The sequence below is a fragment of the Mesorhizobium sp. LCM 4577 genome (genome assembly GCF_001854795.2).
Taxonomy (GTDB): Bacteria; Pseudomonadota; Alphaproteobacteria; order Rhizobiales; family Rhizobiaceae; genus Mesorhizobium; species Mesorhizobium plurifarium.
This window is the reverse complement of sequence record NZ_MDDU01000007.1, coordinates 68160-85252: the sequence shown is the minus strand read 5'-3', so window position 1 is coordinate 85252 and position 17093 is coordinate 68160. Positions and strand designations below refer to the sequence as shown.

The following is a 17093-nucleotide window of genomic DNA, read 5'->3' as shown; positions in this document are numbered from 1 at the left end:
CCTTAGCCGAGATCGATCTGCAGGATCTCCGGCCGCACGCCAAAACGCACCGGCAGGATGCTGAAACCAAGTCCGCCGGAAACGATCAGGTTACGGTCGTTCTCCACGACATGGCCATAGGCGAAACGGTTGCCGTAGTCCGAAGGCACCACCGGTGAATAGCCAAACACCCGTACCTGCCCGCCATGCGTGTGCCCGGACAAGGTCAACGAAACTCGCCATGGCACTTTTGGAAAAATGTCCGGCTCATGGGCGAGCAGGATGATCGGCTCGCCTCCTTGGATCTTGGCCAAGGTGCCGGGGAGGTCGTCGAAGCCCTGGAAGCTCTCGCGTCCCTTGGCTTTGTTCGGCAGCAGCGCGAGCTGATCGGCAAGCCCGGCGATCCAGAAACCATGCCCGTCCTTTTCCAGCCGCACGACGTCGTTTTCCAGCACCGGGATTCCGACATGCTCGAGCGCCTTGCGCGACTGGGTCGGGCCGGCTTCCGCGCGCTGCGCAAAGAAATCGGTCCACCAGTCGTGGTTGCCAAGGATCGACAGCACGCCGAGCCGCGCCTTCAGCCCGGACAGCGCCTCGGCCCATTCCGCCACCCGCACCGAGCCTGTCACGATCTTGGTTCCAGCGGTGTAATCACCCAGCAGGACGATAAGATCCGGCTGCAGCGCATTGGCCTGTTCGGCAAGCGCTGCGATCCGTTCCGGCGTCATCCACGGCCGGCAGGCGTGGATGTCGGCAAGCGCCACGACGCGCAGCTTGAGTCCGGCCGGCCAATGCGGCGGCGTCAGCGTGTAGCGCTTCACATGGGTCAGCAGCATCGGCTCGATGCCGACCGCATAGGCGCCGAGCGACACCATGGCGAAGGCCGAGCCGCCGACGAGGCGCAGGAAGGCGCGTCTGGTGATCATGGATCGGCCCAAGCCCCTTGGGAATCTATCAGGGAGCTGCCTTAAAGGCGGCAATTGCGCCCTGAGCTAGGCCAAGGCGCGCAGATTCTGCGCAGATCGGCCCGCCGCTCGGCCGAACGGCGAACAAATCTGCGTTACTCTTCCTGGAACAGGCTGATCTGCTGCTGGGCGATGTCCTTGGGCGGATCGAGGCCGAGATGGCGCCAGGCATTGGCGGTCAGCACGCGGCCGCGCGGCGTGCGCTGGATGAAGCCCTGCTGGATGAGATAGGGCTCGATGATGTCCTCGATCGCGTCGCGCGGCTCGGAGAGCCCGGCAGCGATCGTCTCGATGCCAACCGGGCCGCCGCCGAAATTGCGCGCGATCATCGACAAATAGCGGCGGTCGAGCGCGTCGAGGCCCAGCGCGTCGACCTCCAGCCTGGTCAGCGCCTCGTCGGCGATCTTCCTGTCGACATGCGCGGCGCCGGCGACGCTGGCGAAGTCGCGCACCCGGCGCAACAGCCGGCCGGCGATGCGCGGCGTGCCGCGGGCGCGGCGCGCGATCTCCGCCGCGCCGTCGTCGCCGAGTGGCATCGAGAGAATCCGGGCGCCGCGCCGCACGATCTGCTCCAGCTCCTCGACCGTGTAGAAATTGAGCCGCACCGGAATGCCGAAGCGGTCGCGCAGTGGATTGGTCAGGAGCCCGAGCCGGGTTGTTGCCGCGACCAAGGTGAAACGGGCGAGGTCGATCTTGACCGAGCGCGCCGCCGGCCCCTCGCCGATGATCAGGTCGAGCTGGAAATCCTCCATCGCCGGATAGAGGATTTCCTCGACTGCCGGATTGAGGCGATGGATCTCGTCGATGAAGAGGACGTCGCGTTCGTCGAGATTGGTGAGCAGCGCGGCGAGGTCGCCGGCCTTGGCGATGACCGGGCCGGAGGTCGAACGGAAATTGACGCCGAGCTCGCGCGCCATGATCTGCGCCAGCGTCGTCTTGCCGAGCCCGGGCGGGCCGACGAACAAGACGTGGTCGAGCGCCTCGCCGCGACTCTTGGCGGCATCGACGAAAACCTTGAGATTGGCGCGCACCGCCGCCTGGCCGACGAACTCGTCGAGCGACTGCGGCCGCAGCGTCTGGTCGGCATCCTCGCCGCGCTTGTCGGGAGCAATGAGGCGGGGCGAAAGGCTCATGCCGCCTTCCTTGCATAGGACCGGTGGCGGGACAAGCGTCGCCTCACCGCGCCAGTTCCTTCAGCCCGAAGCGGATCAGCTTGGACGCGTCCGCGCCCTCGCCCGCCGATTTCAGCGCCGCGGCAACCGCGTTCGCCGCGATGTCGCGCGAATAGCCGAGATTGACGAGCGCCGAGACCGCATCGGTGATCGGCGCGGCCGCGACCCCTTCGCCAAGCTCCTGCTTGAGGCCGATCGTGCCGGTGGCAGCACCCGCATAGGCCGGCGCCTTGGTGCGCAATTCGGTGACGATGCGCTCGGCCACCTTCTTGCCGACGCCGGGCGCGCGGGAAACCATCGCGATGTCGCGCAGGGCGATCGCGTTGGCGAGATCGGCCGGCGCCAGCGTCGACAGCACCGCCAGCGCCACCTTGGCGCCGACGCCCTGCACATTGTTCATCAAGAGGCGGAACCACTCGCGCTCCAGTCCGGTCTGGAAGCCGTAGAGCCGGATCATGTCCTCGCGCACATAGGTCTCGATGAACAGCACCACCGCCTCACCGGGCGACGGCAGCGCGGCAAGCGTGCGCGCCGAGCAATGGGCGACATAGCCGACGCCATGCACGTCGATGACGCAGCTATCTTCGTCGATCTCCTCCAGCGTGCCTTTCAGCTTGCCGATCATGGCTTGGCCTTCATGGATGCGTTTCCGGAGAGATAATTTCGAGATCGGGGAAATAGCTGCGGTAGCGAGGTGCGTCGCGCGTCAACAGACGATGCCCGGCAACGGCCGCATGCGCGCCGATGAAGAAGTCGGGCAAAGTCCGCTCTCGAACACCGCCGGCCCGCCGATAGCGGGAATGTGCCGCCCCAGCCAGGAATGCGGCTTCCCAAGGCAAAAACTCGCGATCCATTTCCAGTCTCTCGGCTGCTTTCCTCAGCATTGCTTCGGAAGCGACCAGAGGAGCAAGCTCGGACCAGACGATGCTGTTGATGACCAACGCGCCATCGCGTCGGCAGGAGATAATCGCGGACGAAGACCATTCCGTCAGCGGCCCGGCCGGGCCCCAGACGTCAATGAGCACGTTTGTGTCAATCAACGTCGAGATTTTCACGCGGTCCCCTCAACCACTCCATATACTCGTCCGTCGTCATGCCGCCCAAATCCAGCGTTCCCTCCATCTTGTCGAGGACCTCCCTGAATTTGCGGGCAGCTTCCTCCTCCGAAATGTTTTCGTTGACGGCGACAAGCCGGGCACCCTCGTCGGTCGCCACGAACTCCACCTCGGAGCCCGGGCCGATACCCAAATGGTCTCTTATCTGCTTGGGGATCGTGACTTGCCCCTTGGTGGTCACCCGCATGGTAATACCTCGCAGGTATTACCTACGCCCCAAATGAGAACAAGTCAAGAACACCTACCCCGCCACCGCCATGCGATAGGCGACGCTCGGACGGTGATGCGCATGGCAGATGGCGATGGCAAGGGCGTCGGCGGCGTCGTCGGTGTCGAAGACGGCCTTCGGCATCAGCACTTTGACCATCATATGGATCTGCTTCTTCTCGCCGTGACCGACACCGATGACCGCCTTCTTGACGGCGTTGGGGGCGTATTCGGCAACCACCAGCCCGGCCCGCGCCGGCACCAGCATGGCGATGCCGCGCGCCTGGCCGAGCTTCAGCGTCGCGGTCGCGTCCTTGTTGACGAAGGTCTGCTCGACCGCCGCCTCATGCGGCATGGCCTGGTGCAGCACCTCGGCCAAGCCGTCATGCAGCTGGCAGAGCCTTGTCGCCAGCGGCGCCTTGTCGTCGGACCGCACCGTGCCGGACGCGACGAAGCGCAGTGAATTGCCCACGCTGTCGACAATACCCCAGCCGGTGCGCCTCAGCCCCGGATCGATGCCGATGATGCGAATCGCTTCCCCCATGTGCCAAGTCTAGCCGTGGCGGCAAGCGATGCCAGCAAAATGTGAACAAACCAGAAACAATTGCGACCTCAAGAACGCAACCGAAAAGCCGATCGAAGCGGCGGTCGCGGGCTAGCCCGTCCAATCCCAGGATCTAATTCGTCACGCGACGGATGGTTTTCGACAGCCGCGCGAGGAATGCCGGCCTGGACGATGCGACCAGCTTCCACGCCAGGACCGCATTGCCCATGCGCCGCGGCAGGATTCCGATGCTGAGGAACCAGGCCGCCAGGGTGGCCCGCCGCCGCCAGGATGCGTTCATTTCCAGGCTGGCGGTAGCGCCCGCTCTTGCCAGTCCCAGCCGGGAGTCGGTTTCAACCGGATGCTGGGGCTCGTCGACGCAGAGCGAAGCCAGCCGCTCTTCCAGATGAACCGGATCGTGAAGGCCGGCATCCGCTGGCACGGTCAAACCGATCTCGGCCGCCCGGTCGGATAAGGCTTCGAGGCGGCGGAAGTCATGCTCGACGCGCCAGCGCGCCCGCTCGGCAAGCTTTTCGGCAAAGACCGAATGGTTGGAGCCGTGGATGCGGTAGGCGCCAAGGCAGGTGTCGATGGCTTTCACCTCTCCGTGCAGCGGCGCGAGCGTCGCGAGATAGCCGTCGGCGCCTTGCCGGAAATCGCTTTCAGGCATGGGCATTATCGGTTCCAGCGCCTCGCGGTCGAACGCCAGCCCGCTTGTCACCGTCGTCCGGTACCGCCCCTTACGCAACAATTCCGGAACGACGTCGCCTGAATCGAACGGCTGTTCCGGAGGGGGAAAGACATCCTTGATATGCTGGTTCTCATCGACGAGATGCAGTCGGAATTGCGCCTGGGCGACATCCGCGTCCCACTCGTCCAGGACCTCGGAGACGGCGTTCGGATAGAGATAATCGTCGGCGTCGAGAAAAAGAATGATCTCCCCGGTGCTCGCCTCGAACCCGGTATTGAACGCTGCGCCATGCCCACCATTCCTGCGCCTGAGGCACGGACGGATCTTATCGCCATAGGATTCGATGACGGCCACCGACGCATCCGTCGATGCGTCGTCGACGACCACGACCTCGACATTTCGGTGATCCTGCTCCAACGCGCTGTCGATGGCGCGTCCCAGGAACTGCTCGTAATTATAGTTGGGGATGATGATCGATACCGGAATGCGGTCCAATGGCGAATGCACGGGATCAAGCCTCGCAATCTGCTTTGGTCACAGTGACGGTGATTCCTGCAGAACCGGCTCGGTCGACCCGGCTGCGGCGAACGGCCCCAACTAGGGTCCCGTCGCTTCAAGGCAAGGGTCATATTCCCCGCAAAGGCCGGCTTGGCCTTCAAATGCGATGACAGCTGCCGCAATATCGAGCGCAGTCAGAATCGCGGGCGCTCGATTTGCAGCCAGAACGGCTCGTCAAGTCGCGGCTCGGTGAGGGACCGATTCTGCGCGACGCTATCGTTGCAAACGCGATGTCAGCCGCGCGCGAACGCCGTGTTCAAAAGGCTGATCTGGTCGGAAACCGGGTTGGCCCGCCGCCCGGGTGCATGCGTGTCGCTGATGACGCCGCCATAGATTTCCTCGTCCATGCGCCGCACCAGCGACTGCAGGCGCAGCGAGCGCGTCACGAGGTCCAGAAAATCCGTGGGCAGCTCGTTCCAGCCAAGCGCCTCGTCATGCGCGGACGCCGTGTCGAGCCGTACCTTGGACTTCTCCGAGGCCACCTGATCGCGCGTCATCTCGCCGGAATTCGCCGCCCGCTGCAAAAGCAGCCAGGAGGCGACCTGCATGAGCCTCGTGGTCAGCCGCATCGACTCGGCCGCATAGAGGGTCGCGGCCGTGCGCGACAATTTCTTGGCTTCGAGCCTGCCCTTGCCATCGAGATACTCGGCGGCCTGCTCGACCAGCCCCATGCCTTCCTGGTAGAGCGGCTTGAAGGATTGGGAGAAAACCCGGCGCTCCGCCAGCTTGACGGTTTTCGCGCTGCCCTTCGAAGGCTCGTTCATCGATACGCCCCTGCACTGCCGCCAGCCGATTCGGCAATCCTTGCCGACACGGCCGCACCCTTAAATGACTGAGGCTTGAAAATGCGCTTCGACGCCCATGAAGGCAAGCGCATGTTTAACAAACGGTTAACGCCGGCCGCGCTGCAGCCATCCGCCGGCGGATGACGCCGGCGTGCTGCCTGCGGACAAAAAAAGAGCCGCGGATAAGGCGGCTCTCAGGAGTTTAACAGGGAGGCGTCAAACAAAGTGGCTCCAACCACTCGGTAAGAATCCAGCAAAACTGGATGGGCATAGTAAACGCCCGTAAAGCTTAATGAACCCTTAACGCCGGGTGGAATTTTTGAGCGAACGGACTTTCCTGTGCCGGAACAGGACAGCGGCTTCGCTTCCCGGGACCCTCTGAAAACCGGATTTTCGAACGCCAACCGTGGCCATCGAAACATGTTGGCCGCTGCGGCGGCATCGTTCCGAAACACGCGCCGCGCAAAAGGCCGCTCCTCTGAAGCGGCGCGCGTGTCCGCGCCCTTTGAAAATCACGCGGGATATCCGGGAGCAAACCATGGATTGGTATTCGATCGTCAAATTCCTTCACGTCGTTTCGGCTGTTTTGTGGGTCGGCGGCGGCTTCGTGCTGTTCCTGCTCGGCGTGCTGGCCGAGCGCGCCGGCAACATCGAGGACAAGCTGCTGGCAATGCGCGCCAGCGGACAGCTTGGCGGCAGGTTCTTCGCGCCGATGTCGATGCTGACGCTGGTCTTCGGGCTGATCATGTGCGGCTTCTGGGTCGGCTTCACCGAGCTGTGGATCGTCATCGGCCTCGTCGGCTACGCCACGACCTTCTCGATCGGCATGCTGATCTTCAAGCCGACCGGCGAGCGCATGGGTGCCATGGTCGCCAAGGACGGCGTGACGCCCGCCGTTCTCGCCATCGGTCAGCGCATGATGAGCTGGGCGCGCCTCGACTACGCGGTGATGCTGGTGATCATCGCCGACATGGTGCTGAAGCCCACTTTGCACGACATCGGCGTTCTTGCCGGCATGGCGATGGTGGTTGCGCTGGGCGCCGCGCTCGCCTTCGGCGGCAGCCGCCAGATGGTGCCGAGCGCCGCCTGATTGTCTGGAGCGAGGCGGCAGGATGGCCGATTCGCTTCTACATCAAGCCGTCCCACAGCAGCTTGACGGCGACCACCGCGACGGTGGCGTAGGTGAACGGATAGAAGACCTCAGGCCGCATGCGGCGCACCAGCCAGGCGCCGGCGATCGTCGACAACGGCGCCAGCGGCATCAGCGCGGCCGACGCGATCAGGTTGGTGGCGTCGAACTGGCCGAGCGCGAAATAGGGGACGAGCTTCAGCGCATTGGTGGCGGCAAAGAAGATCGCCGCGGTTCCCGACAGCACCTTCGGATCGAGCCGGATCGGCAACGCATAGACCTGGAAGGGCGGACCGCCGACATGGGCAACGAAGCTGGTGAAGCCGGCGACCGTGCCCCAGAAGGCGGCGGCGACGCGGTTCGGCTCCGCCGCATGGTCGGCGCCGTGGCGGAACTGCAGGTAGATCCAGCGCAGCACGAACACCAGCGCGACGGCGCCGACGATCAGCCGCACCATCTCCTCGGTGACCAGAGCCGCGGTCAGCCAGCCGAGCCCGATGCCGATGACGGCGCCAGGCATCATATCGACCAGCATCTTGCGGTCGTAGACGCCCCACCAGGTCCACACCGAAACGATGTCCATCAGGCACAGGATCGGCAGCAGGATGGCGGCCGCCTGAACCGGCGGCATGGCCAGCGCCATCAGCGGCACGCCGACGAAGCCGACGGCGCCGCCGAAGCCGCCTTTCGACAGGCCGACAAGGATCACCGCCGGAATGGCGGCGGCATAGAACCACGGATCGCTGAGCAGGCCTGACATCGGCAAAGGAAGGTTGGAGAAGGCGGGAACCCAGCCATAGCGCAGAACAGGGCCGCCGGGATAGTCATTAATGCCAATGCCGGCATCCGCTATGCCGGCCCGATATTGGGCTTCCTCATCCTGACGACTCAGCTTGATGATGCACCATCACGCTCGGGAGCTGACACCTAGCCCTTCGTATAGTCAGGCCCAAAGCGTCTCGGCAGTCCGTCGGCGAGCATCAGCCAAGGCAGCTTCTCCTCGAAAGCGACATGCAGCGTAGGCGCAAACTTTTCCGGCTCCRTCATCGCCGCGGCAAAGAAATGCATGACGCCGGACATGTTCTTTGAGCGGAAGGAAAGCGGCGAACCGCAGTGATCGCAAAATGTTCTTTCCACGCCGGGAGAAGAGTTGAACACCTTCGGTGGCTTGCCCAGCCATCGCCACTGGCCGTCCAGGACGCCAATGTAGGTTGTCATCGGCGCGGAACACTGCCGCCGGCAACTTTCACAATGGCAGACCACGCAGGCCTGTGCCGGGCCATCGACTTCAAAAGCAATTGCGCCGCAAAAGCAACGACCACGCATGCGAAACCTCCTCGAGGCAGCAACGACGGCTCAGACTAGTGCGGGGTACGCGCGGGAGTCGCCAAGGAATGCGCCGGACTGGCGCCTGATCCCGACATTCGGAGCTGGCGATTAGCTTCGCCGCGCCTGGACCAGCAGGAACATCGRCCGCTCGAGCTCTTCGGCCAGTTCCGGCCGGGCGGCGATCTGCGCGTCCGTCGGACGGAATTCCTCGACATGCCCGATGGCGAAGCCGGCCTGGATCAGCAAATTCAGCGTGGTGCCGATGGTGCGGTGATGCTTGACCACGCCCTTGGTGAACCAGTCGGTGGTGCGCGGTCCCTCGACCAGATACCGGTCGACCGGCCATGTCTTCCGGCCAGCGGCATCGACGGACCAACCCGGGTTGGTCGGCGCCATATAGATCGGATGTTCCGTCGAGAAGACGAAGGCTCCGCCTGGAACCAGGGCCTGGTGGACGGTCGCGAACAGGCGCGCGGCATCGCCGACATAGTGCAAGGCAAGCGAGCTGTAGGCGAGGTTGAAGCGCGCCTTCGGCAGGCTGAGCTCATCGAGGTCGGCGCGCCGGTAGGTGAGGGCATCATCGGCGCCGGCGGCGCGTGCCCGCGCAAGCATCTTTTCCGACAGGTCGAGGCCGAGGACCTCGCTCGCGCCATGCGCGCGCGCCCAGCGGCAGAACCAGCCGAAGCCGCAGCCGAGATCGACGACGCGCAAGCCATCGACGTCGGGCAGCATGGCGCGCAGCGCCGGCCATTCGGGCGCGCCGTTCAGGCCCTCGACCGAGCGGCCGAGGCGGCTATAGCCTTCGAAGAATTCCGGACGGTCGTAGATGTTTTGCGCCATGTGTCTGTTCCTGCTCTTGCCGGGTATTTAGCGGACGGCCTCTCGGCTTCCAACGCCCTCCGCGAAACCCGAAAGGCGACGCAAGCCGCAGCAATGGTTAAGCATTTTGGCCGCGGCCCCCGCGCGGCCGACTGTTCAAGCCGCTCCCTTTGCTCTATGCCGCAATGCAACCATGTTCGCCCGGCATAGGCGAAACCGGGATCGAAGGCCAATGAACGACGCAAACCCGCCCAACCGCTGCCGTATCGTGCTGATCGCGCCGCCGCTCGTGCCGGCGGAGCAGATCTGCGCGGCCTTCGAGGGCGGCGACATCGCCTCGCTGATCCTGCCCGACAACGGCATGGACGACGCTTCCTTCCAGGCCTTCGCCGAGAGGATCGTGCCGATCGCCCAAGGCGCCGGCATCGCCGTCATCATCGCCGGCGACAGCCGCATCGCCGGGCGCGTCCAGGCCGACGGCATCCATGTCGAAGCAAAACCCAAGGAGCTTGCCGAGACGATCGAGCGCCTGGCCGGCAAGATGATGGTCGGCGCCGGCGGCGCCAAGACCCGCGACGAGGCGCTGGAGCTCGGCGAGGAGCGGCCTGACTACATGTTCTTCGGCCGTTTCGGCTATGACAACAAGCCGGAGCCGCATCATCGCAACCTCGCCCTCGGCGAATGGTGGGCGGAGATGATTTCGATCCCCTGCATCGTCATGGGCGGCTCCGAGCTTGCTTCCGTCGAGACGGTGGCCGCGACCGGCGCCGAGTTCGTGGCGCTGTCCAGCGCCGTCTTTGCCGACGGTCGCGACCCCCGGGCGGCGATCGCCGCCGCCAACGCGCTGCTCGATGAAACCGCGCCGCGTTTCGAGGACTGACATGCGCCTGCGTGGCCCTTGCCTGGTGGTCCTGGCCGGCCTGCTTGCGCAGGCCGCGATGGCGGCCGAGACCGTCCCGTTGCCGCAGCCGCGGCCGGAGACGAATGCGCCGGACAAGAGCGCACCCGACGCAGCCCAGCCGTATGCAGCCAAGCCGGATGCAGGCACGCCGAATACAGCCACACCCAACGCAGGCACGCCGGACACAGCCGCGCCGGACACCGGCGCGCCGGATCCGAGCAGGTTCGGCGCCGGCCCGCATATCGACAAGCCGATCCAGAACACCTTGCCGCAGCCGGCCACCATGACGCCGCCATCGGCCGACACCGTCAATCCCGACCGCTTCGGCGCCAAGCAGCCGGACGCCGCCTACGGCGCCTTCCAGCGCGGCCTTTACAAGACCGCCTACAACCTTGCCATGGAGCGCGCCAAGAACGGCGATCCGGCGGCCGAGACGCTCGTGGCCGAAATCCTGTCGCGCGGACTGGGTGTGCCGCTCAATCCGGCCGAGGCCGCGAAATGGTATGCGCTGGCGGCCGAACAGGGCGTGCCGGAGGCGCAGTTCCAATATGCGCTGATGCTGTTGGACGGCCGCTACGTGAAGAAGGACGAAAAGGGCGCCTTCGCCCTGATGCAAGCCTCGGCCGAGGCCGGCAACCGGCTTGCGCAGTTCAACTTCGCGCAACTGCTCGTCCAGCAGGATCCCGGCGATGCCGGCCTTGCGAAGGCCGCCGTCTACTATGAGCGCGCGGCCGCCACCGGACTTGCCGACGCGCAATACGCGATGGCGCAGCTCTATGCCAACGGGGCCGGCGGCAAGCCGCATGACGACGCCCAGGCACGCATGCTGCTGGCGCAGGCGGCGCGGCAGAACTATGACACCGCGCAGATCGACCTCGCCACCTGGATGATCGAGGGACGCGGCGGCGGGCGCGACCTGAAATCGGGCTTTGCCTGGATGAAGCGGGCGGCGCAAGGCGGCAATGTCGCCGCCCAGAACCGCCTCGCCAAGCTCTATATGGGCGGCATCGGCACCGACCCGGACCTGATCCTCGCCGGCGCCTGGTACATCGTCGCCCGCCGCGCCGGGCTGATCGACCCGCGGATGGACGATTTCCTGCAGGGCCTCGACGACGATCAGACCAAGCAGGCGCTGCAGAAGGCCAACCGCCTGCCTTGACGCGTGGCGCCGGGGACGGCATGTCCGGGCCGCCTTGGGTTCCCTCCCTTGCCACTATGCGCGATTTGTGGTCTTGGAGGCGCCAAAGCGCGACCCGCGCGTGAAAGATCTCACTCGGATCAGTTCATCATGGCCAAGATCAGTGGCAGCGAAATCCGCCCCGGCTATGTCATCGAGCACGATGGCGGCCTGTGGGTGGCGGTCAAGACCAATACCGTCAAGCCCGGCAAGGGCGGCGCCTACAATCAGGTCGAGCTGAAGAACCTGATCAACGGCACCAAGCTCAACGAGCGCTTCCGCTCGGCCGAGACCGTCGAGCAGATCAGGCTCGACCTGAAGGATTTTTCCTTCCTTTACGAGCAGGGCGATGCGCTGGTCTTCATGGATACCGAAAGCTACGAACAGCTCGAGCTGGCGAAGGACTTCGTCGGCGAGCGCGCCGCTTTCCTGCAGGACGGCATGATGGTGACGGTGCAGCTTTACGAGGAGCGGCCGATCGGCATTTCGCTGCCCGACCAGGTGACGCTCACCATCACCGAGGCCGACCCGGTGGTGCGGGGCCAGACGGCCGCCTCCTCCTACAAGCCGGCGGTGCTGGAGAACGGCATCCGCGTGCTGGTGCCGCCTTTCATCTCGGCCGGCGAGCGCATCGTCGTCGACACCAACGAAATCACCTATATGCGCCGCGCAGATTGACCGGCCGAAAGCAGGAATAAAAAATGGCGCGTTCCGCTCTCCTCAACGTCATGGTCCAGGCCGCGATGAAGGCCGGCCGCTCGCTGTCGCGCGACTTCGGCGAGGTGCAGAACCTGCAGGTCTCGATGAAAGGACCGGGCGACTATGTCAGCCAGGCCGACCGCAAGGCCGAGGAGATCGTCTTCGCCGAGCTGTCGAAGGCGCGGCCGGGCTACGCCTTCCTGATGGAGGAGCGCGGCGCCGTCGAAGGCGAGGACGCCCAGCACCGCTGGATCGTCGATCCACTCGACGGCACCACCAATTTCCTGCACGGCATCCCGCTCTTTTCGGTGTCGATCGCGCTCGAACGCCAGGGCCAGATCGTTGCCGGCGTCATCTACAATCCGGCGATGGACGAGCTCTACACGGCCGAGCGCGGCGGCGGCGCCTTCATGAACGACCGCCGGCTGCGCGTTGCCGGGCGCTCCAAGTTGATCGATAGCGTTATCGGCTGCGGCGTGCCGCATCTCGGCCGCGGCCAGCACGGCAATTTCCTGATCGAATTGCGCAACGTCATGGCCGAAGTCTCCGGCGTTCGACGCATGGGCTCCGCCGCCCTCGATCTCGCCTATGTCGCGGCCGGACGCATGGACGGCTTCTGGGAAACCGGCCTGTCGTCCTGGGACATCGCCGCCGGCATTCTCCTGGTGCGCGAAGCCGGCGGCTACGTCTCCGACATGGATGGCGGACAGGGCATGCTGGACAGCGGCGAGGTCGTCGCCGGCAACGAGCTCATCCAGCGCGCGCTGCTGAAAACCGTGAAGAAGCCGCTGGCTGCTCGCTGATCGACAATGGCGTTCCTCGCGCGTCGAAAGGACGCGCGCCTTTAGTCGCAGAACCGCAACCGAAGCTTGAAATACTGGTCCGCAAGCGCCCAAATAGGCGTTGCAGGGTCATTGATGAGCGACGCGCGTCCAGATACAACGCTTGAAATCCCCTTCGTGGGGCGATGGCACTATTCGCGCGCCGAAATGATCGCCGATGGCATCGTTCACGCGGTGGGCATCGTGCTGGCGATCGCCGCCGGCTCGGCTTTCCTGGCTTTGGCCGCCTTCCACTCCGGCCCTGGCGAATATGTCGCCGCGGTGTTCTATGTGGTGTCGCTGCTCACCGTGCTCTCGGTGTCGCTGGCCTATAATCTATGGCCCGTCTCTTGGCCGGCGAAATGGATCCTGCGCCGTTTCGACCATGCCGCGATCTATCTGCTGATCGCCGCCACCTACACGCCCTTCCTCGCCCAGCTCAACAACTCGCCGCTGGCCGTGCCCATGATCGTCGTCGTGTGGAGCGCGGCCGTGACCGGCATCGCCATCAAGATGTTCCTGCCCGGCCGTTACGACCGGCTGGCCATCGTCTTCTATCTCGCCATCGGCTGGAGCGGTGTGGTGCTCGCCGGACCGCTGGTCCAGACGCTGCCGACGACCTCGGTGGCGCTGCTGGTCGCCGGCGGCGTCGTCTATTCCCTGGGCGTCATCTTCTTCGCCTGGAAGGGCCTGCGCTTCCACAATGCCGTCTGGCACGGCTTCGTCGTTACCGGCGCCGGCCTTCACCTGGCGGCCATGGTCGACTGCCTGGTGGTCAGCCGGTTCTAGGCCTGCGGCGCGGGGGCCTATCGGCCATATTGCCAAGCGCCATTCAATTTGGTCACAATTCCGTTTAGAGTCGCGGCAATTCTGCGGCGGGTGGCATCGGAAACGGGGCACGGATGGCTTTTCTCAGATCCTTCGGCAGGCGATCGGACGTCCTGGTCTATGATCCGCATAAGCTGTCGAGCCCGCAGGTCTTCCTGCTCACCATGGTGATCTTCCTGATCATCGTCGCTTTCATCGCCGCCATCCTCACCCGCCAGATCTCGACCGCCTTCTCCAGCAATCCGGGCCTCAACGGATTGATCGTCGGCGTGCTGGTAGTCGGCATCCTGCTTGCCTTCGTCCAGGTCGGGCGGCTGTTCCGCGAGGTGCGCTGGGTCAACTCCTTCCGCGCCGGCTCCGAAACCACCGAGCCGGTGCTCTTGGCGCCGATGAAGGCGATGATCGGCCGCTCGTCGACGATCGCGTTCTCGACCTCGTCGATGCGCACGATGCTGGATTCCATCGCCACCCGCCTCGACGAGAGCCGCGACACCTCGCGCTATCTGGTCGGCCTGCTTGTGTTCCTCGGCCTGCTCGGCACCTTCTGGGGCCTGCTCAACACCATCGCCTCGATCCGCGAGACGATCGAGGCTCTGGACCCGGGCACCGGCGATGCGGCGGCCGTGCTCGATGCGCTGAAGCAGGGCCTGTCGGCGCCGCTGGCCGGCATGGGCACCGCCTTTTCGTCCTCGCTGTTCGGCCTCTCCGGCTCGCTCGTGCTCGGCTTCCTCGACCTGCAGGCCGGCCGCGCCCAGACCCGCTTCTACACCGAGCTCGAGAACTGGCTGTCCTCGGTCACCGATCTTTCTTCCGACATCGTCGTGTCCGACACGGCCAAGACCGAGTCCTCCGAGGACATCCGGCTCCTGTCGGAGCGGCTGCGCAGCCTGCAGGAGAATGGCGGCGGCTCCAATCCGCGCGTCGCCACCGCCATGGCCAATCTTGCCGACGGCATCTCGGGGCTGGTGAAGAACATGCGCTCCGAGCAGCAGATCATGCGCGACTGGGTCGAAGCCCAGTCCGACGAGCAGAAGGCCATGCGCAACACGCTGGAGAAGATCGCCGACGCGCTGAAGAAGCAAGGGGTCCACTGACGTGGCGCTGGCAAGACGGCGCGCCGACCGCCGCATCGACTACTGGCCGGGTTTTGTCGACGCCTTGTCGACGCTGCTGCTTGCGATCATGTTCCTGCTCACCGTCTTCGTGCTGGCGCAGTTCCTGCTCAGCCGCGAGATCTCGGGCAAGGACGCGGTGCTGAACCGCCTCAACTCGCAGATCAACGAGCTGACCCAGCTGCTCGCGCTGGAACGCACGAACAGCCAGGACAAGGAGGATTCGCTCGCCAACCTGCAGGCGTCGCTGTCGGCGGCGCAAGCCGAAAAGAGCCGCCTCGAGCAATTGCTGGCGCAGGGCGCCGGCGCCGGCGACGCGGCTAACAAGCGTGCCGACGCCCTGTCCGGCGAGCTCAGCAACCAGCGCCAGATCAGCCAGCAGGCGCTGAGCCAGGTCGAGATCCTCAACCAGCAGATCGCAGCACTTCGCAAGCAGATCGGCGCGCTGGAAGACGCGCTCAACGTCTCGGAGCAGCGCGACCGCGACTCCAACACCAAGATCGCCGATCTTGGCCGGCGCCTGAACGTCGCGCTGGCGCAGCGCGTCCAGGAGCTCAACCGCTACCGCTCCGACTTCTTCGGCCGCCTGCGCGAGATCCTCGCCGACCGCGAGAACATCCGCATCGTCGGCGACCGTTTCGTCTTCCAGTCGGAAGTGCTGTTCCCGACCGGCTCCGACGTGATCAACGACGCCGGCAAGGTCGAGATGAAGAAGCTCGCCGACGCCATCATAGAGTTGCAGAAGGAAATCCCGCCGGAGATCAGCTGGGTGCTGCGTGTCGACGGCCACACCGACAATAAGCCGCTGTCCGGCACCGGCCGCTATCGCGACAACTGGGAATTGTCGACCGCGCGCGCCACCTCGGTGGTGAAGTTCCTGATCGAGAACGGCGTGCCGGCCAACCGGCTGGTGGCCGCAGGCTTCGGCGAGTTCCAGCCGCTCGATCCGGCTGACACCGACGAGGCGCGCAGCAAGAACCGCCGCATTGAACTGAAGCTCACCGAACGGTGATCTATCTTCACGCCAGGTCACGGGAAGTTGTTTGTCGGCTTGAATACTTAGAGTATCAAGTCCCGTCGGCAAGACCTGAAAACATTATCTTTTTTTAATTACAAATCGCAAATCGACGCACCTAGTTTGCCGCGCAGGGCCGGGGACCGCCGGCGATGCCTCCCATCGCGACGCGACGGAACCGGACGGCCCGGAAAGGTCGGAAGGCAAGGCGGCAGGGCCGCCACCTTCCCTATCGGAGGATGCGCCGCCATGCGCGCTTCAACATCTCTCAAGACTGTAACCCTGGCTGCCGCGCTGATCGCGGCCCCGCTCGCCGGCGCCTATGCGGCCGGGCACCGCAAGGGGCTTCTCGACGCGACCCCTCCAGCCGAGTTCATCGGGCCGCGCGTGACCGGTCTGATCGATCAGGTTGAGGGCGTGGATCAGGGCATCACCGACGCCCGGCAGGCCAACAACATTTCGGCTTCCGAGGCGCAGCAACTGCACATGCGCGCCGCGCGCATCAGCCAGGCCGCGGAGCATGTCGCGGCGTCGGATCACGGCAGGATCCCGTCCCCGCAATACCATGAGCTGCTGCGCCGCCTCGACAATGTCGACCAGAGGCTGATGAACGATACCGGCAGCGGCTTCATGACGGGCGACGGCTCAGACGGCGGCAATTACCCGAACGGCTGACGTTTCCGGAGGAAATGGAAGGGACCACCTGGCGCCCGCGGGACCTGGCCCCGGGGGCGTCCTTTTTCGATTGCTGTTCCGATTACAGGCCGAGCCAAAGCGCGACGATGGCGAGCACCGCCGGCACCGACTGGATGAAGAGGATCTTGCGGCCGACGGTCGCCGCGCCGTAGAGGCCGGCTATCGCGACGCAGAGCAGGAAGAACATCTTGATCTGAAACCCACCGGCGCCGAGATAGAGACCCCAGATCAGGCCCGCGGCGAGAAAGCCGTTATAGAGGCCCTGATTGGCGGCGAGCACCTTCGAGGCGCTGGCGAATTCCGGCGTCAGGCCGAACGCCTTGCGGCCGCGCGGCGTGTCCCAGAGCACCATCTCCAGATAGACGATATAGCAATGGATCAGCGCCACCAGCCCGACCAGGATATTGCCGATCATCGTCCCCTCCAGCGATTTGTTCCCCGCATTGATCACGCAGCCGCCTCACAAGGCAAGACGGCCGATCCCCTCACTGCTGATCACTTGACGACCAATCCTCTGGCGATCGGTGAGGGTTGCCAAGCGTGGTGCGTTG

General features: G+C 64.9%; 21 protein-coding genes. 9 read left to right on the top strand and 12 right to left on the bottom strand.

The features are described 5' to 3' along the window. Window positions 1-2: 2 nt before the first annotated feature. The 8 genes from LCM4577_RS11970 to LCM4577_RS11935 form a co-directional block, all read right to left on the bottom strand. The gene (locus LCM4577_RS11970) at window positions 3-905 is read right to left on the bottom strand and encodes a metallophosphoesterase (protein ID WP_040991684.1); all 903 of its coding nucleotides are present in this window, start codon (window positions 903-905) and stop codon (window positions 3-5) included. A gap of 134 nt (window positions 906-1039) precedes the next feature. After that, entirely contained in the window at window positions 1040-2077 is a 1038-nt protein-coding gene (gene ruvB / locus LCM4577_RS11965; RefSeq protein ID WP_071031436.1) for a Holliday junction branch migration DNA helicase RuvB, read from the bottom strand. A 43-nt stretch (window positions 2078-2120) separates the two neighbouring features. Then, entirely contained in the window at window positions 2121-2741 is a 621-nt protein-coding gene (gene ruvA, locus LCM4577_RS11960) for a Holliday junction branch migration protein RuvA (protein WP_040991682.1), read from the bottom strand. 10 nt (window positions 2742-2751) lie between these two features. After that, complete coding sequence (locus LCM4577_RS11955) at window positions 2752-3171, bottom strand: type II toxin-antitoxin system VapC family toxin (RefSeq protein WP_040991681.1); 420 nt, start codon at window positions 3169-3171, stop codon at window positions 2752-2754. Beyond that, window positions 3149-3418 carry an AbrB/MazE/SpoVT family DNA-binding domain-containing protein gene (locus LCM4577_RS11950; RefSeq protein WP_040991680.1) on the bottom strand — a complete coding sequence of 90 codons (270 nt, stop codon included), beginning with the start codon at window positions 3416-3418 and terminating at the stop codon, window positions 3149-3151. The genes LCM4577_RS11955 and LCM4577_RS11950 overlap by 23 nt, the downstream gene beginning before the upstream one ends. A 54-nt stretch (window positions 3419-3472) precedes the next feature. Then, the gene (gene ruvC / locus LCM4577_RS11945) at window positions 3473-3982 is read right to left on the bottom strand and encodes a crossover junction endodeoxyribonuclease RuvC (protein WP_071031435.1); all 510 of its coding nucleotides are present in this window, start codon (window positions 3980-3982) and stop codon (window positions 3473-3475) included. 133 nt (window positions 3983-4115) lie between these two features. Further along, window positions 4116-5180 (bottom strand): glycosyltransferase family 2 protein, encoded by a 1065-nt coding sequence (locus LCM4577_RS11940; RefSeq protein WP_041011154.1) that lies wholly within the window; start codon window positions 5178-5180, stop codon window positions 4116-4118. A gap of 284 nt (window positions 5181-5464) precedes the next feature. Then, a complete protein-coding gene (locus LCM4577_RS11935) occupies window positions 5465-5995 on the bottom strand; it encodes a DUF1465 family protein (protein ID WP_071071316.1) in 531 nt (176 codons plus the stop codon). Between the two features lie 559 nt (window positions 5996-6554). On the opposite strand from LCM4577_RS11935, the gene LCM4577_RS11930 reads away from it, so the two are divergent. Further along, window positions 6555-7106: a DUF2269 family protein gene (locus LCM4577_RS11930; protein WP_071071314.1), complete on the top strand. Its 552-nt coding sequence runs from the start codon at window positions 6555-6557 to the stop codon at window positions 7104-7106. 37 nt (window positions 7107-7143) lie between these two features. Here LCM4577_RS11930 and LCM4577_RS11925 read toward each other — a convergent pair whose 3' ends face one another. From LCM4577_RS11925 to LCM4577_RS11915, 3 genes are all read right to left on the bottom strand, one after another. Continuing rightward, the gene (locus LCM4577_RS11925) at window positions 7144-7905 is read right to left on the bottom strand and encodes a sulfite exporter TauE/SafE family protein (RefSeq protein ID WP_041000937.1); all 762 of its coding nucleotides are present in this window, start codon (window positions 7903-7905) and stop codon (window positions 7144-7146) included. Window positions 7906-8072: 167 nt separating this feature from the next. After that, a complete protein-coding gene (locus LCM4577_RS11920) occupies window positions 8073-8471 on the bottom strand; it encodes a GFA family protein (protein ID WP_083354702.1) in 399 nt (132 codons plus the stop codon). Window positions 8472-8582: 111 nt separating this feature from the next. After that, window positions 8583-9314, bottom strand: a complete 732-nt coding sequence (locus tag LCM4577_RS11915; protein ID WP_071071311.1) for a bifunctional 2-polyprenyl-6-hydroxyphenol methylase/3-demethylubiquinol 3-O-methyltransferase UbiG — start codon at window positions 9312-9314, stop codon at window positions 8583-8585. 211 nt (window positions 9315-9525) lie between these two features. On the opposite strand from LCM4577_RS11915, the gene LCM4577_RS11910 reads away from it, so the two are divergent. From LCM4577_RS11910 to LCM4577_RS11875, 8 genes are all read left to right on the top strand, one after another. Further along, window positions 9526-10173 carry a thiamine phosphate synthase gene (locus LCM4577_RS11910; RefSeq protein WP_041011151.1) on the top strand — a complete coding sequence of 216 codons (648 nt, stop codon included), beginning with the start codon at window positions 9526-9528 and terminating at the stop codon, window positions 10171-10173. 1 nt (window position 10174) lies between these two features. Beyond that, window positions 10175-11353, top strand: a complete 1179-nt coding sequence (locus LCM4577_RS11905) for a tetratricopeptide repeat protein (protein ID WP_116390034.1) — start codon at window positions 10175-10177, stop codon at window positions 11351-11353. A gap of 129 nt (window positions 11354-11482) precedes the next feature. Then, complete coding sequence (gene efp / locus LCM4577_RS11900) at window positions 11483-12049, top strand: elongation factor P (RefSeq protein ID WP_040991671.1); 567 nt, start codon at window positions 11483-11485, stop codon at window positions 12047-12049. Window positions 12050-12072: 23 nt separating this feature from the next. Continuing rightward, entirely contained in the window at window positions 12073-12873 is an 801-nt protein-coding gene (locus tag LCM4577_RS11895; protein ID WP_040991670.1) for an inositol monophosphatase family protein, read from the top strand. A gap of 114 nt (window positions 12874-12987) precedes the next feature. Continuing rightward, the gene (locus tag LCM4577_RS11890; RefSeq protein ID WP_040991669.1) at window positions 12988-13680 is read left to right on the top strand and encodes a hemolysin III family protein; all 693 of its coding nucleotides are present in this window, start codon (window positions 12988-12990) and stop codon (window positions 13678-13680) included. Between the two features lie 113 nt (window positions 13681-13793). Beyond that, entirely contained in the window at window positions 13794-14813 is a 1020-nt protein-coding gene (locus LCM4577_RS11885; RefSeq protein WP_040991668.1) for a MotA/TolQ/ExbB proton channel family protein, read from the top strand. Window position 14814: 1 nt separating this feature from the next. Then, window positions 14815-15843: a peptidoglycan -binding protein gene (locus LCM4577_RS11880; RefSeq protein WP_040991667.1), complete on the top strand. Its 1029-nt coding sequence runs from the start codon at window positions 14815-14817 to the stop codon at window positions 15841-15843. Window positions 15844-16095: 252 nt separating this feature from the next. Further along, window positions 16096-16521: a hypothetical protein gene (locus tag LCM4577_RS11875; protein WP_071071309.1), complete on the top strand. Its 426-nt coding sequence runs from the start codon at window positions 16096-16098 to the stop codon at window positions 16519-16521. A gap of 82 nt (window positions 16522-16603) precedes the next feature. Here LCM4577_RS11875 and LCM4577_RS11870 read toward each other — a convergent pair whose 3' ends face one another. Further along, the gene (locus LCM4577_RS11870; protein ID WP_041001035.1) at window positions 16604-16957 is read right to left on the bottom strand and encodes a DUF1304 domain-containing protein; all 354 of its coding nucleotides are present in this window, start codon (window positions 16955-16957) and stop codon (window positions 16604-16606) included. Window positions 16958-17093 lie beyond the last annotated feature (136 nt).

Coding starts and splice junctions, on each gene's coding strand:
- LCM4577_RS11970 (WP_040991684.1), bottom strand. CDS start 905: ATGATCACCAGACGCGCCTTCCTGCGCCTCGTCGGCGGCTCGGCCTTC.
- ruvB (WP_071031436.1), bottom strand. CDS start 2,077: ATGAGCCTTTCGCCCCGCCTCATTGCTCCCGACAAGCGCGGCGAGGAT.
- ruvA (WP_040991682.1), bottom strand. CDS start 2,741: ATGATCGGCAAGCTGAAAGGCACGCTGGAGGAGATCGACGAAGATAGC.
- LCM4577_RS11950 (WP_040991680.1), bottom strand. CDS start 3,418: ATGCGGGTGACCACCAAGGGGCAAGTCACGATCCCCAAGCAGATAAGA.
- ruvC (WP_071031435.1), bottom strand. CDS start 3,982: ATGGGGGAAGCGATTCGCATCATCGGCATCGATCCGGGGCTGAGGCGC.
- LCM4577_RS11935 (WP_071071316.1), bottom strand. CDS start 5,995: ATGAACGAGCCTTCGAAGGGCAGCGCGAAAACCGTCAAGCTGGCGGAG.
- LCM4577_RS11930 (WP_071071314.1), top strand. CDS start 6,555: ATGGATTGGTATTCGATCGTCAAATTCCTTCACGTCGTTTCGGCTGTT.
- LCM4577_RS11925 (WP_041000937.1), bottom strand. CDS start 7,905: ATGTCAGGCCTGCTCAGCGATCCGTGGTTCTATGCCGCCGCCATTCCG.
- LCM4577_RS11910 (WP_041011151.1), top strand. CDS start 9,526: ATGAACGACGCAAACCCGCCCAACCGCTGCCGTATCGTGCTGATCGCG.
- LCM4577_RS11905 (WP_116390034.1), top strand. CDS start 10,175: ATGCGCCTGCGTGGCCCTTGCCTGGTGGTCCTGGCCGGCCTGCTTGCG.
- efp (WP_040991671.1), top strand. CDS start 11,483: ATGGCCAAGATCAGTGGCAGCGAAATCCGCCCCGGCTATGTCATCGAG.
- LCM4577_RS11895 (WP_040991670.1), top strand. CDS start 12,073: ATGGCGCGTTCCGCTCTCCTCAACGTCATGGTCCAGGCCGCGATGAAG.
- LCM4577_RS11890 (WP_040991669.1), top strand. CDS start 12,988: ATGAGCGACGCGCGTCCAGATACAACGCTTGAAATCCCCTTCGTGGGG.
- LCM4577_RS11885 (WP_040991668.1), top strand. CDS start 13,794: ATGGCTTTTCTCAGATCCTTCGGCAGGCGATCGGACGTCCTGGTCTAT.
- LCM4577_RS11875 (WP_071071309.1), top strand. CDS start 16,096: ATGCGCGCTTCAACATCTCTCAAGACTGTAACCCTGGCTGCCGCGCTG.
- LCM4577_RS11870 (WP_041001035.1), bottom strand. CDS start 16,957: ATGATCGGCAATATCCTGGTCGGGCTGGTGGCGCTGATCCATTGCTAT.